Origin of the sequence: Candidiatus Paracoxiella cheracis (assembly GCF_049348705.1) — a bacterium.
In the GTDB taxonomy this organism is placed as follows: domain Bacteria; phylum Pseudomonadota; class Gammaproteobacteria; order Coxiellales; family Coxiellaceae; genus Paracoxiella; species Paracoxiella cheracis.
The window spans coordinates 311478-325916 of record NZ_CP186485.1; the positions used below are offsets into that span (position 1 = coordinate 311478).

At 42.2% G+C, this 14439-nt stretch carries 15 protein-coding genes and 1 pseudogene; 14 read left to right on the top strand and 2 right to left on the bottom strand.

From position 1 onward, the window contains the following. The first annotated feature begins 7 nt into the window (after positions 1-7). The gene (locus ACJMKR_RS01645; protein WP_423063499.1) at positions 8-781 is read left to right on the top strand and encodes an exodeoxyribonuclease III; all 774 of its coding nucleotides are present in this window, start codon (positions 8-10) and stop codon (positions 779-781) included. Positions 782-789: 8 nt separating this feature from the next. Here ACJMKR_RS01645 and rph read toward each other — a convergent pair whose 3' ends face one another. Both rph and ACJMKR_RS01655 read right to left on the bottom strand, forming a co-directional pair. Then, positions 790-1509 carry a ribonuclease PH gene (gene rph, locus ACJMKR_RS01650; protein ID WP_423063500.1) on the bottom strand — a complete coding sequence of 240 codons (720 nt, stop codon included), beginning with the start codon at positions 1507-1509 and terminating at the stop codon, positions 790-792. Positions 1510-1512: 3 nt separating this feature from the next. Then, a complete protein-coding gene (locus tag ACJMKR_RS01655; RefSeq protein ID WP_423063501.1) occupies positions 1513-1674 on the bottom strand; it encodes a hypothetical protein in 162 nt (53 codons plus the stop codon). A 314-nt stretch (positions 1675-1988) separates the two neighbouring features. Between ACJMKR_RS01655 and ACJMKR_RS01660 the strand changes: the two genes are divergently transcribed. The 13 genes and pseudogenes from ACJMKR_RS01660 to ACJMKR_RS01720 all read left to right on the top strand — a co-directional run bounded on the left by ACJMKR_RS01660 (position 1989) and on the right by ACJMKR_RS01720 (position 14027). Beyond that, positions 1989-2840: a YicC/YloC family endoribonuclease gene (locus tag ACJMKR_RS01660; RefSeq protein WP_423063502.1), complete on the top strand. Its 852-nt coding sequence runs from the start codon at positions 1989-1991 to the stop codon at positions 2838-2840. After that, a complete protein-coding gene (gene gmk, locus ACJMKR_RS01665) occupies positions 2833-3456 on the top strand; it encodes a guanylate kinase (RefSeq protein WP_423063503.1) in 624 nt (207 codons plus the stop codon). Before ACJMKR_RS01660 ends, gmk begins: the two co-directional genes overlap by 8 nt. Before the next feature lie 88 nt (positions 3457-3544). Then, positions 3545-3832, top strand: coding sequence for a DNA-directed RNA polymerase subunit omega (rpoZ, locus tag ACJMKR_RS01670; RefSeq protein WP_423063504.1), 288 nt, complete (start codon positions 3545-3547; stop codon positions 3830-3832). A gap of 66 nt (positions 3833-3898) precedes the next feature. Beyond that, positions 3899-6025, top strand: coding sequence for a bifunctional GTP diphosphokinase/guanosine-3',5'-bis pyrophosphate 3'-pyrophosphohydrolase (gene spoT, locus ACJMKR_RS01675; RefSeq protein ID WP_423063505.1), 2127 nt, complete (start codon positions 3899-3901; stop codon positions 6023-6025). 43 nt (positions 6026-6068) lie between these two features. Next, positions 6069-6452, top strand: coding sequence for a RidA family protein (locus tag ACJMKR_RS01680; protein WP_423063506.1), 384 nt, complete (start codon positions 6069-6071; stop codon positions 6450-6452). Positions 6453-6480: 28 nt separating this feature from the next. Next, positions 6481-8589 carry an ATP-dependent DNA helicase RecG gene (recG, locus tag ACJMKR_RS01685; RefSeq protein ID WP_423063507.1) on the top strand — a complete coding sequence of 703 codons (2109 nt, stop codon included), beginning with the start codon at positions 6481-6483 and terminating at the stop codon, positions 8587-8589. 94 nt (positions 8590-8683) lie between these two features. Then, entirely contained in the window at positions 8684-9337 is a 654-nt protein-coding gene (locus tag ACJMKR_RS01690; RefSeq protein WP_423063508.1) for an outer membrane beta-barrel protein, read from the top strand. A gap of 32 nt (positions 9338-9369) precedes the next feature. After that, positions 9370-9627 (top strand): hypothetical protein, encoded by a 258-nt coding sequence (locus tag ACJMKR_RS01695; RefSeq protein ID WP_423063509.1) that lies wholly within the window; start codon positions 9370-9372, stop codon positions 9625-9627. Between the two features lie 58 nt (positions 9628-9685). Next, complete coding sequence (locus tag ACJMKR_RS01700) at positions 9686-10474, top strand: IS256 family transposase (protein WP_423063510.1); 789 nt, start codon at positions 9686-9688, stop codon at positions 10472-10474. Positions 10475-10565: 91 nt separating this feature from the next. Continuing rightward, positions 10566-12104 carry a transposase gene (locus ACJMKR_RS01705; RefSeq protein ID WP_423062352.1) on the top strand — a complete coding sequence of 513 codons (1539 nt, stop codon included), beginning with the start codon at positions 10566-10568 and terminating at the stop codon, positions 12102-12104. 73 nt (positions 12105-12177) lie between these two features. Continuing rightward, positions 12178-12645 (top strand): annotated as a pseudogene (locus ACJMKR_RS01710) (transposase); the annotation flags it as partial. Positions 12646-12781: 136 nt separating this feature from the next. Next, positions 12782-13246 carry an outer membrane beta-barrel protein gene (locus tag ACJMKR_RS01715; RefSeq protein ID WP_423063511.1) on the top strand — a complete coding sequence of 155 codons (465 nt, stop codon included), beginning with the start codon at positions 12782-12784 and terminating at the stop codon, positions 13244-13246. Positions 13247-13325: 79 nt separating this feature from the next. Beyond that, positions 13326-14027 carry an outer membrane beta-barrel protein gene (locus ACJMKR_RS01720; RefSeq protein ID WP_423063512.1) on the top strand — a complete coding sequence of 234 codons (702 nt, stop codon included), beginning with the start codon at positions 13326-13328 and terminating at the stop codon, positions 14025-14027. Positions 14028-14439 lie beyond the last annotated feature (412 nt).

Genomic DNA, 14439 nt, shown 5'->3' on the forward strand with positions numbered 1-14439 from the left:
AAAAAGAATGCGAGTAATATCAGCTAATTTGAATGGAATACGTGCAGCAGCCCGCAAAGGATTTTTTGAGTGGCTGAAAAGGCAGCGCGCCGATGTGGTGTGTTTGCAAGAAACCAAGGCGCATATGAGTGTGCTGGATGGTGAAGAATTTCGGCCTAAGGGTTATCACTGTTATTATTTTGATGCGGTTAAAAAAGGCTATAGCGGTGTTGGTATTTTTTGCCGTTGTGAGCCAGATAAGATCAGTACAGGATTGGGCTGGTCCGCCGCCGACGATGAGGGTCGTTATATCCAAGCAGATTTTGGGGAATTAAGCGTGGCGTCGTTGTATATGCCGTCGGGCACGAGTGGGCCGGAGCGACAAGACGTTAAGTTTGATTTTCTGGATCGATATATGAAAATTTTAAAAAAAATCCATAAATCTGGACGTTCTTTTATTATCTGTGGCGATTGGAATATCGTCCATAAAGAAATTGATATTAAAAATTTTAAGAGCAATCAGAAGCATTCAGGATGTTTGCCTGAGGAGCGTGAATGGATTGATGATGTGTTTACTAAAGTTGGATTTGTCGATGCGTTTCGTGTGCTGAACCAAAAGCCGGATCAATATACGTGGTGGTCTAATCGCGGGCGAGCGTACGAAAAAAATGTCGGTTGGCGCATTGATTATCAAATCATCACGCCAAATTTAAAAAATAAAGTCGAGAAAGTTAGCATTTATAAAACAACACGGTTTTCGGATCACGCGCCGTTGATTATCGACTATGATTATAAGTTGTAAAAATTGCCTCAACCCTCGCGGAGCGCTTCTTTTTGTTTGGCAATGATTTTTTGAATGCCTTTTTTAGCCAAGTCGATCAGCGCATTTAGCTCTGTATGGTGAAAAGCATCGCCCTCGGCAGTGCCTTGAATTTCAATGAATGCGTCAGAATCGGTCATGACGATGTTCATATCGGTGTGTGCTTTGGAATCTTCTTCGTAATCTAAGTCCAAGATGGGTGTGCCGTTATAAATGCCAACAGAAACAGCGCCGACAAAATGTTTTAATGGATCCGTTTTTAGTAGGCCTTTTCGTTGCAAGTGGCGCAATGCGTCTATCATGGCAACGCAACTTCCACTTATTGCCGCTGTGCGTGTACCGCCATCCGCTTGAATCACATCACAATCAATCGTGATTGTATATTGCCCCAGTGCGGTTAAATCGATAGCCGCGCGCAATGAGCGTCCGATGAGGCGTTGGATTTCTACCGTGCGGCCGCCTTGTTTGCCACGCGCAGCTTCGCGATCCATGCGGTCATGTGTGGAGCGAGGTAACATGCCGTATTCGGCTGTTAACCAACCTTGTTCTGTTTCCCGCAAAAACCGTGGGACACCTTCCACAATACTGGCATTACAAATAACTTTGGTATGACCGAAACTCACAAGCACCGATCCCTCTGCATGTTGAGTGAAATGACGTTGGAAAGTAATGGGCCGTAGTTCATCGGCAGCACGTTTGCTGAGTCGCATAATTTACCTCTTTTGTTTGCGTAGGGATCTTTCGCAGCCAGGTGGAATGATAATCGTTGGTTTTTTCTTGGAATCTTTTTCTCCCTTGATCGCTAAGTAGTAGATAATAGCAATGCCTGCACTTACTATTCCCATCCCTATAAAAGGTGCTAATGTGTCAATCATTCGTTCTTTACTCCGAATTTCTTAATCCTATATACCAGAGAACTATTCCTAACCCTACAAGTGCACTAAGAGCAAAAATTTTATGATGAGGATTTAGAAATATGCCCGTCAGGCTTCCAATGATGAAAGCTATCGCTAATTTTCTAAGATCGCTTTTCAGTCCAGCAACATCGATCTTTTTGAACATAACTATACCAGTTTTTTGCAGTTGAAATAACCGTGATTATGGAATGATTCACCTTCTATTTGTATATGTTATTATGTCTAACAAATTATAGAAAACAATACGGGGCCTAGTATTAATGATTGCGAGTATGACTGCCTTTGCACGAAAGAGCCAAGAAGCAAATTGGGGGGCGATTACGTGGGAAATACGTACGGTAAACCATCGTTATCTGGAAATATCAATTCGAATGCCGGAATCTTTGCGCAACTATGAAAAATTGGTTCGTGAGCAAATACAAAAATCTATTAGCCGCGGTAAAGTAGAGGCGACTTTAAAATTCCAGCCGGGTCAAGATGTGCCATTTAATATTACAGTGAATCAGTCGTTAGCACAGCAGTTAGCAGATGCGGCACAATCGGTGAATGGATTATTCCCAAACGCTCAAGTTAATATGGTTGAACTTTTAGCATGGCCTGGTATTTTGCAGACAAAAGACACGAATTTGGATGCTGCCGGTGAGGGTACGTTGGAATTGCTTCAGCAAACCCTGTCAGATTTAGTCGCTGCACGTCAGCGAGAAGGGGATGGCGTGAAAAAATTTATTGTAGAGCGTCTTCAGAATATTCAACAAGGTATTGAAGTTATTAAAAAACGTATGCCAACTGTCGTGAAAACGGGTCAAACAAAAATGAAGGCGCGCTTTGAAGAATTATCCGTTAACCTGGATAAAGAACGATTCGAACAGGAAATGGTTTGGTTGGCGCAAAAGGTTGATATCGCAGAAGAGTTGCAACGATTAGAAGCTCATGTTATTGAAGTGCAGCGCGTGTTGAAAGCAGGTGATGTGGTCGGGCGTCGTTTGGATTTTTTAATGCAAGAGTTGAACCGAGAGGCGAATACGATTAGCAGTAAATCGGTTGATTCGGAGGTCACTCAGGCTGCTATCGAGCTTCGCGTGCAAATTGAACAAATGAGAGAACAGGTACAGAACATTGAGTAAACTAGGCAACCTCTTTATCGTGGCGGCACCCTCGGGTACCGGTAAAACCACCTTGGTGAACGCGCTCATGGAGAAAGTCGATGATCTAAAAATATCGATTTCATACACTACGCGCTCGCCGCGTCCCGGGGATCAGGAGGGTATCGATTATTTTTTCATCGATGAATCGAAATTCAAGCAAATGGAGAAAGAAGATGCCTTTCTTGAGCACGCTGAAGTCTATGGTTATCATTACGGGACGGGTAAGGAGTGGGTTACCCAACAATTGAATGCGGGGATTGATGTCTTGCTTGAGATTGATTGGCAGGGCGCCCAGCAGATTCGGCGATTGTTTCCTCCGGCGTTATCGATACTCATTTTGCCGCCCTCAATAAAGGCGTTGCATGAGCGCTTGCTCAAGCGCCAGCAGGATGATCCTGCCGTTGTAGAGGAGCGGCTTGCGATGGCCAAGGCTGAGCTTGAGCACTATAAAGAGTTCAATTACCTGGTTGTAAATGATGATTTTAATCAAGCATTGGGTGAGCTGATGTGTATTGTTTGTGCTGAGCGCCTTCAGTTGGATGTTCAGCAGCAAGTATTAGCTGACTTGCTAGAAGAATTGCTGCAAAAGCAGTAGAATAATTAGTAGGGCACCTCAGGAACAAGCTTCCCGAGGTGCCTTAAAGTTTTGAAAAATAGTATAAGAGAGTAAGAGGGTTATCATTATGGCACGTGTTACTGTTGAGGATTGTTTGGATCATGTCGAGAATCGTTTTGAGCTAGTAATTAAGGCTTCTCAGCGGGCGCATGCCCTCGAGTTGGGCGCTGCCGATCCGATGGTGCCCAGAGAGAATGACAAACCAACCGTAATTGCCTTGCGAGAAATCGCTGCTGGATACGATGTTGAATCTTCAAAGGCTGACGCCGCAGATGAAGTAGAAGAAGCTGCTGCGAAAGAAGTGTTATCAGCAACTGATGAGACGACACCTTCGGCAGAAGACACACAAGTATAAATTTCAATACTTGTGTGTTTCCCACACGCTGTCTCTAACCCTCCTGTGTAGATACGGGGGTAAACATTGCGTCTCTTTAAAAGACTGCGACGAAAGTTAGATTATCTTGATGAAGACAAGGTCGAACAAATTCATCAAGCCTATTTGCTCGCCTTAGATGCGCATCGAGGACAAAAGCGCCGAACAGGTGAACCTTACATTAGCCATCCAGTTTCTGTTGCTTGTATTTTAGCGGACATGAAGATGGATTATCAGACTATCATGGCTGCCCTTTTGCATGATGTCATCGAAGATACGCCTGTTGAGAAAGAGACGATTAAAGAAAAATTTGGCGAACAGGTTGCTAATTTAGTCGACGGTGTCAGTAAGTTAACGCAAATTGAATTTGTAAGTCGTGCTGAAGCCCAAGCGGAAAATTTTCGTAAAATGGTCTTGGCCATGGCGCATGACATCCGGATTATTTTAGTAAAATTAGCGGATCGTCTACATAACATGCGCACTTTGGGTTCATTGCATTCGCTTAAACGTCGACGTATTGCGCGAGAAACATTAGACATTTTTGCACCGATCGCAAAGCGTTTAGGTATGCGTGATTTTTCTGTGGAGCTAGAGGAGCTAGGTTTCGCCGCTTTATATCCTGTGCGGCACAAAATATTAAAAGAATCTGTGCGACGGGCGCGGGGTAATCGCAAAAAAATCCTTGCATTAATCGAAAAAACCTTACATGAAGGCTTAAGTCAAAGCAATTTACCTTCATATGTTATTACCGGTCGTGAAAAGCATCTTTTTAGTATTTATCGCAAAATGAAAAACAAACGAATACCGTTCAATGAAATCATGGATGTGTATGCATTTCGTATCATCGTTGATGATGTTGACACGTGTTATCGTGTGCTTGGGGTTGTGCACAGTTTATTTAAACCGGTACCCGAGCGATTCAAAGATTATATCGCTATTCCAAAAGCCAATGGCTATCAGTCATTACATACCACTTTATTTGGGCCCTATGGGTTGCCGATTGAAGTACAGATTCGCACAACAGAAATGGATCGCATGGCTACAAGCGGTATTGCTGCGCACTGGCTTTATAAAAGTGGTGAGGATCAAACAGCGGATAGAACACAAATTCGTGCCCAGGAGTGGGTAAAGAATTTATTAGAATTGCAGCAACAAACCGGTAATCCATTGGAATTTATTGAAAGTGTTAAAATAGATTTATTTCCAGACGAGGTTTATGTGTTCACGCCGCGGGGCGACATTATGGAGTTGCCCGCAGGCGCCACAGCGGTTGATTTCGCTTACACAGTTCACACTGACATTGGTAACAGTTGTGTCGCTGTAAAAATCGATCGACAAATAGCACCGTTATCCTCACCGCTTGCCAATGGTCAAACGGTAGAAATGATTACCTCAACGAGTGGTCGCCCTAATCCGGCATGGTTAGATTTTGTGGTGACCAGTAAAGCACGCAGTAGTATTCGGCATTTTCTAAAGACACAGCGACGCACGGAATCCATCGCATTGGGCAAACAGTTATTGAAAAAAGCACTCGCCACTTATTCTTTTTCATTAAAAAGGTTACCCCAACCTATCATCGATTTTGTATTAAAAGAAACAGAGCTCAAAACATTCGATGATTTATTAGAAGAGATTGGATTGGGTAATCGCGTGGCGACGTTAGTTGCCCAACGTATGGCCGCTGTGGCACAAGAGACACCGGCAGAGGAAACAGAGGCACAGCCGGCGAGTGAGGTGCCATTGATGATTAAAGGCACAGAAGGTATGGTGATTAATTTTGCGACGTGCTGTTATCCGATTCCGGGTGACCCGATTGTTGGTGTCATCGATGCAGGTAAGGGTATATTGGTGCATGTTGAAGGTTGTCGACGAATCACTAAGTTGCGTCGTTATCCGGATCGCTGCTTGCCTTTACGTTGGTCCGAACAAGCATCCGGAGAATTTCCTGTTTTGATCAAAGTCCAAGTATTGAATGAGCGTGGAGTGTTAGCCATCTTGGCATTGGCGGTTTCGGATGCCGATGCCAATATCGAAGACATCGATGTTGAAGAACGTGAAGGCGTACACTATATAGTGACATTTAAATTAATGGTGCGCCATCGTGCCCATTTAGCGCAAGTGCTGCGACGCCTGCGTCAAGTGAAACAAGTGGTTAAAATTATGCGTCGCGTATAATGTATTGCATGAAGCGCGAATGTAATCAAAGTGGAGAAATAATATGAAACAAGTTGTTGGTACAGATAAAGCGCCTCGTGCAGTAGGCACCTATTCTCAAGCAATTAAATCAGGAAATACTGTTTATCTCTCAGGACAAGTGCCGTTGGTGCCTGAAACGATGGAGTTAATTGCTGGGGATTTTAAAGCGAATGTTCGTCAGGTCTTTGAAAATTTATCAGCCGTTACAAAGGCAGCGGGTGGAAGTTTAACTCATGTTGTAAAACTCACGATTTATGTTACCGACATGGATAACTTTTCTGAAGTGAACGAGGTGATGGCGGAGTATTGTCAAGAGCCTTATCCTGCACGCGCGGTGGTCGCGGTAAAGCAATTGCCCTTGAATGCGCCTGTGGAAATTGAAGCTGTGATGGTATTGGGGGAATAGGTTTTCAGGAGGTGTCAGGTGGCACAATATGGAAAATTACGCAGAAAGATCCTTAGCGAGTCTTACGATTAACTCCCTAAAAGGTGTCGGGCCGCGAGTGGCAGAGCATTTATCTCGTCTGAATATTCACAAGGTCCAAGATTTATTATTTCATTTGCCGTTGCGTTATCAAGATCGAACACGGATTTCATCGATTGCTTCCTTGAAAGCGGGTGATCAAGTGTTAATTGAAGGCACCATACAGCTTGGTAGTGTTGTTTTTCGTGGGCGCCGTAATTTAATTTGTCGTGTCATAGACGCTACTGGCACTATAATTTTGCGTTTTTTTCATTTTAATGCAACTCAGCTACAACGTTTATCGACGCCGGGATTACAAATACGCTGTTTTGGTGAGGTTCGTCAGAATTATAATGGCGGGTTAGAAATGGTCCATCCCGAATATCGGATTGTGAATGAAGGAGAACCGCAGATACTCGAGGACAGGCTCACGCCAATTTATCCAACAACGAAAGGATTACAACAAGCGACCTTGCGGAAATTAACGGCTCAAGCATTAGATTTATTGCAACAAGAAGCAGATAATATCGAATTATTGCCAGAAGATTTATTGCGTCAATTTCAATTACCTCAGTTGCAGGAAGCTTTAATCTATGTCCATAGGCCGCCTCCAAAAGCGCCCACGGATTTATTGCAGAATGGCCAACACCCTACACAACAACGCTTAGCACTTGAGGAATTAATTGCGCATCAGTTGGGATTGCAGCGTTTACGCAACCAGATAAAACAGCACAAGGCGCCTGTTTTATGTGGACAACCCAATAATGATCTACAAACGTCTTTGAAAAAACTATTGCCATTTCAATTAACGGCCGCGCAACAACGCGTTATTCATGAGATTAATGAAGATATTGTGAATGGAACACCTATGCTGCGGTTGGTTCAAGGTGATGTGGGTTCGGGAAAAACAATTGTCGCTATCATGTCTGTGCTGCGTGCTGTGGAAAATGGGTATCAAGCCGCAGTCATGGCGCCAACAGAAATTTTAGCCGAACAGCATTTAAGATCATTCGATACGTGGTTGGCTCCGTTCGGGATTAAAATAGGCTGGCTGTCAGGGAGTCTAACCCATCGTGAGCGCAACGAGGCACTGAAAAAAATTCGGGTTGGTGAGTATCAGGTGGTGATTGGAACGCATGCCTTATTTCAAAAGGATGTCGAGTTTTCAAATTTGGCGTTGGTCGTTATCGATGAACAACACCGTTTTGGGGTGCATCAACGATTGGCACTAAAAACAAAGGGAATTCTTGACGATTGTTATCCCCATCAACTTATTATGACAGCAACGCCCATTCCAAGAACGTTGGCGATGACAGCGTACGTTGATTTGGATGTATCAATCATTGATGAATTACCGCCGGGGCGTGTGCCTATCAATACTTTATTGATTTCTAACTCACGTCGTTCTGAAGTGATCGATCGGGTGCGTGCGAGCTGCCTACAGGGACAGCAAGCTTACTGGGTTTGCATGTTGATCGAAGACTCAGAAGCATTGCAATGTCAGGCAGCAGAGGTAACGGCAAAAGAATTGCAGCAATTATTACCCAATTTAAAAGTGGGTTTAATCCACGGTCGGTTAAAAGCTACTGATAAAGAAGCTATGATGAGTGCCTTTAAAAAGGGTGCTATTGATTTATTAGTGGCAACGACCGTGATCGAAGTGGGTGTTGATGTGCCCAATGCCAATTTAATGGTGATTGAGAACCCCGAGCGATTGGGTTTGTCACAGCTTCATCAACTGCGCGGCAGGATTGGTCGTGGTACGCAAGAAAGTCATTGTGTGTTGTTGTACCAAAAACCGTTATCGCGCACGGCAGAACAACGTTTGGCTATTATGCGGCGCACCAATGATGGATTTGTCATTGCACAAGAAGATTTGAATCTGCGTGGTCCCGGTGAAATTTTGGGAACTCGTCAAGCCGGTCTGTTACGATTGCAAGTCGCTGATTTACTTCGTGATAAAACCTTATTGCCGCGTGTTCGTCATGCCGGTGAGTGGATCGTACAAAAGCATCCTGAGCGTGTTGCTCCGCTTATGCGACGATGGCTGCATGGGTTGGAACAATATGTAGAAGTGTAGGTTAGGGATTGGGTCTTCTTCATAGTAATTGGCTTCATTTATTGATAATATTTGCAAACTTCAGGTTGTTTCTTTTCAATAGAGAGGGATATCAATGTTTATAAAACGATCACTTTGTTCCAGCGCCTTTCTATTTGCTTTATTTGCATTGATGGAAATTTATTCATGCTCAGCAGTTGCAGATACTACTGCAAAAACTAACAGTTACTACACGCGTGGCGTTTATGTGGATGTCAATGCTGGATATGCCTCGATTAATTGGAAGGATTTTGATCCAACGCGAAACTTTAATTTCTCGAGTAATGGCAGCGGTGGTTTTACTATTGGGGCGGATACAGGTTATGAATATAACCGCTACCTTGCTTTTGAGTTGGGCTGGTATTATTTGCCGCAAGCAAAATACAACACGTTAAATAATATTAATTTTAAAGTCCAATCATGGTTTGCTTATTTTGGTCTTAAGCTGTCGGTACCTGTATCTCAGCGGTTTTATTTCTTTGGTAAATTGGCATTGGCCTATCGCTATCTGAAATTTAAGTCATCTCCAGGTGGTTTTGCGCCTGATGGTTCACATAACCTCTGGAGACCGCTGGGTGCGTTAGGATGGCGATATTATTTTGGCCCAAATTGGTCGATCTTAATGCAGTATATATATATGCCAGGAAGAAAGAGCAACTCAGCAGGAGCAGTGGTTTCACCGCCGGTGAACATGATTACGCTTGGTTATTCTTATCGTTTTGAAGTTTAGAGCTGCCACCACATTGAGACAGGGAGTCGAGCGTGTTTAAAAAAATAATCACATTTTTATTCATTTCCTTTATTAGCATTGGTATGACGACCGTCTTAGCTGGCGGTGTAGAATATATTCCACCGCCACCGATTTATTCTGGTTTTTATATAGAAGCAAATTTAGGTGTGGCTTTTCGTGATTGGGAGCAGGAAGGTTTGCTCCAAGATTATATTGTCATTGCACAAGGTGGCACGGCGTTTGGTAAATTTGTTGATGGTGATTCTGGTTTTTTGTGGGTCTGTAAATAAGATTGTGTAAATGCGATAGTCAGGGAAAGGTCGTTAAAATTATACGGAGTCTTTGACTATGGCAATGAAAACCAATAAATTAGATCCACAGGTTGTGGAATATTTTCTCAAACATACCAAGACCGCATCTGATATTTTCGGTGATACTGGTTTGTTAAAGGAGTTAAAAAAGGCACTGACGGAGCGTATTCTGGAAGGGGAGCTGACGGACGCGCTGGGTTATGCAAAACACGAAGTGTCTGGCCACAATAGTGGTAATTCCCGCAATGGGCACAGCCAAAAAACGATCAAAACAACAGATGGCGAGATGACCATTGAGGTTCCTCGTGATCGTAACAATGAGTTTGTACCGCAATTGATTCCAAAACATCAAACCCGCTTTGATGATTTGGATGACAAAATTATGAGTCTTTATGCACGGGGTATGACTACCCGTGATATTCAAGATCAGTTGAAAGATTTGTATGGCACAACTATTTGTTCGAGTCTCATTTCTACAGTAACCAACGAAGTGATTGAAGAAGTGAAGGCTTGGCAAAGTCGTCCGTTGGACAAGGTGTATCCGATTGTGTATTTGGACGCTTTAGTGATTAAAGTGCAGCAAGATAAAAAGGTTATCAATAAGGCATTGTATTTGGCTTTAGGAATTAATATCGATGGGCAAAAAGAATTGCTAGGTATTTGGATTAGCCAAAATGAGGGCGCTAAATTCTGGTTGAATGTATTAACGGAGTTAAAAAATCGAGGCCTAGAAGATATCCTGATTTGTTGCGTTGACGGGCTAACGGGCTTTCCTGATGCGATTGGCGCTGTGTATCCTAACATTGGACTTTGGATAAATTTATAAAAATAATTAAAAATTGCTTGACATAGAAACCGAAAAAAAATTTTACGTTGTAAACAACGTTTGTTCGAAAAAATAAAATAAGGAACAAACGATGTTAGCGACAGAAAAACTAAAACAATTCCGTACATTCCTCTACAACATCTTCCCCGCGCGACGCGATGCCAATATGAATTTACTCGATGCCCTTTCAAGCCATGGCCATCGCTGCAAAACACCCATAGAATTATGTGAATCGCCATACTTTGAACGTGAATACAGTAGTATTACCGATGCGATTAGCGATGGTTTGTCGGTAGCAAATTGTTGGGATAGCATGATGAAAATACAATATGAACATGTGAGTCATAGCGATGACCGTGTGATCATTATTGCGGATACGACACCACAGTCGCGTCAAAGTGCACACTGTGTTGAAGATCGCCATGTGGTTTACAGCCCTAATCCAGCACCGGGTAACAAACCGATTACCATTGGACATGAATATTCAACGGTATCACTATTGCCCAATGATGGTGCAGCTCAAGAAAAGCATTGGTTAGTTCCACTGGATACGAGGCGCGTTAAAAGCGATGAAAAAGGCAATGTAGTTGGGATGCAGCAAATTAACCGTTGTATTGCAGACTTAGCGCTTACTCATAAATTGGTGGTTAGCGTGGCTGATTCAAAATATGGTACAGAAGCTTGCCGTAAACTGGTTAGCGAAAATCCCAATTGGGTACATCTTTTCCGTTTTAACAGTACCCGTAATGTTTTCGCGCCCGCATCAATAGAAGATAATACCTCAGGAAGTATAAAACGCTATGGTGATGCGATGAAACTAAACGACAGCACGACTCACCGTGAATCCGATGAGATTGTGCAGCAACCCATTACAACCCGCAGTGGCAAAACTTACCAATTGGAGATTAAAATATGGCGTGACCAATTACTGCGTGGTTCAAAGCAATTTAAAGGATATGAGCATCCTGTTACTGTTGTGCAATTGGTTGCGGTTGATGCTAACGGTAAATCTTTATATAAAAATCCACTCTGGTTAGGACTCGCTGGTGAACGACGTAATGAAATCACAGCATTAGAAGCGTATCACTATTACGATAGACGCTATGACATTGAACACTACTTTCGTTTTGGTAAAGACAAACTGTTATTTGACCGATACCAAACACCGGATGTTAAGCACGAAGAAGATTGGTGGCGGATGACAGCATTAGCGTATACGCAACTTTATCTAGCGAGGAATCTTGCCCCGATTTTACCGAAAAAATGGGAGCGGTATTTGCCGAGCTTCCAAGTGGATAACGAAAAACCATCAATAACTGCGACCCCTTCACAAACGCAACGGGGTTTTTCTACGGTGCTTGATACCGTTGGCACGCCTGCTAATCTCTGCAAACCACGCGGTAATCCGCAAGGCAGAACCAAAGGTGATACGCAGGGGAAACGCACGCGACATCCTGCTATTTTCAAAAATAGCAACTCAAAAATTAAAACGATTCAGAGGACTGAAGAAAAGACGCAAAACTCAGACCCTGAAAAAATAGAGGATTTGATTGGGATAGTAAAATCATGGTTGGATAAAATAAATTTTACACCTGAGCAATTCTACGAATTGCTGCAAAAAACAGCTTAAGATTTAGAAACTCACATTTTTTGATTATTGTCCTAACTGGCAAGGGATTTTATTTATCCAAAGTCCAACTAACACTCAAGTACAGCTTTGCATTGTACACATGGTGCGGAATTCATTGCGCTATGTGGGTTGGAAAAAGAAAAAAGAAGTGGCCGCTGACTTAAAAGCTATTTATTCGGCCAGTACGGTTGAAGAAGCAGAATTGGCGCTGACGAGTTTCTCTGAGAAATGGGATGCTGAATTTCCCTCGATTGCCAAAAGTTGGTTGACTCATTGGGAGCGCATTGTGCCATTTTTTGCTTATCCGGCAGAAATTCGGAGGGTGATTTATACCACTAACGCTATTGAATCACTGAACATGAGTATCCGAAAAGTTATTAAAAATAAACGAGTTTTTCCGTCGGACGATGCCGCTTTAAAACAACTCTATTTAGGGTTAAAAAATATAGCCAAAAAATGGACCATGCCGATTCGAGACTGGGGTGCCGCCATGAATCGTTTTGCCCTTATGTTTGAAGATCGCCTGGCGGATTTTGTATAAAACTTAAAATTCATAAGAGAGGAAATTAATTTGAACGCAATGTAGTTTTTGATAAAATTAAAAAATCAGTTAACACAATGGCTGATTCATAATTCTGACTGACGCGATTTACACAAACTAATAAACAGTCCCTTTTTTGTATGGTTTTGATATTGGATATCAATGGAATCGTTTGTTTTCAGCAGAGTTAGGGTATCTGCGTTTGTCGAGCATGAATTATTATGTGCCTCTTGGCGTTATTATTCAGGATGGCAACTTGATGAGAATTAGGTCACGTTACGTAGCTTACGTTGCATTAAAGTTTGTTTATCCTATTATTCAAAACTTATACGTTACTGCAAAACTGGGTGCTGCCTATCTTGATAATGAAGTTACTTTTTCATTTATTCCTGTGTCGGGTTTACCACAGAAAGCAGATTATTGGGCGCCCGTCTTCGCTTTCGGCTTGCAGTATTATTTTAATTGGGATTGGTCAATAAATGCACAGTATATGTTTCTGCCAGGTTACCCACGACGGCCACTGGATGGAATATTTCGAAAAATACCGGTACCTCATGCGAATATTGTAACTGTTGGTGTAGGTTATAAGTTTGCTGTTTAGCCGATTTTTCGTTGGTTGTCTATTGATAGTGGCTTCGGTAAAATCAATTAACATTTTTTGTGCGTGAGAGGGAGATCGAATGCTAGTAAGAAGATTTACAACGCTATCTGCTGTGATCCTAATGAGTTTAACTACTACGATCGCGATGGCTGGCGGTCCCGAATATGTACCGCCAAATTATTCTGGAATTTATTTAGAACTTAATTTAGGGTATGCGCATATCGACTGGCGTAATTACGCATTAGGAATACCAAATTTTGGTGGTCAGTTTTCAACAGGTCTTTCGAATACGCTCGGTGGTTTTTCTGTCGGACCAGATATTGGCTACCAATTCAATGAATATTGGTTGCTGGAAGCAGGGTGGTATTATCTGCCAGAAGTGAGAGGTACGGCACCGGTAGTAGTGTCGGTGGGGCCTTTTATTGCAGATAAAGCGACGGCTTGGTTTGTTTATCTTGCTGGTAAGCTGACGATTCCAATTTATTATGGCACGTATATATTTGCAAAAGTGGGTGGTGCGTATCGTCAAACACGATTAACGGCGAATGCCGCTGCTGTGAATCCTGTTACTGGGCAGTCGTTGCCTATTACGGGTCGTTACTGGACACCCCTATTTGGAGCTGGAATTCAATATTACATCACTCCAAATTGGTCAATAAACGCACAATATTTGTATGTGCCTGGTTATCAGCACTTTATTCCAGCAACTACAAACAATCGTTTAAATGTTCCGGCCGCGAGCATTATTTTAGCGGGTGTCGGTTATAAATTTTTGTTTTAATTCCGATTAAGAATCCTTCACGAAATTTATTTTAAGCTAATTAAATGGTATGCAACTGCGGCGTAGAGATTACTTTTTTGCGAGCATAAGTACAATGAACGTATTTAGCAGTCAGGAATGGCGATTCCCGAAAAACAAAAAACCCAAGCACGATAAGTAAGTAATTGAAATTATTAAAGAGTTTTAAGGTTTTAAAGCAATTTCCAGAGGCATTTTTAATAAAACCTTAATATTTCATAATCTTCTCGATAGAAAAATAAAAAATAATTTTTTAGAAAAGGTGTTGTTTATTAAACGTTTTAATTAAACATATCTGCTTTTTTTTACCTATTTTTACGGTTTTTTATTTTCAATTTGTAATTAATGGTTGCATTTAACATAACAGTAGGTTTAAAATTCTTTTTCCTATGTA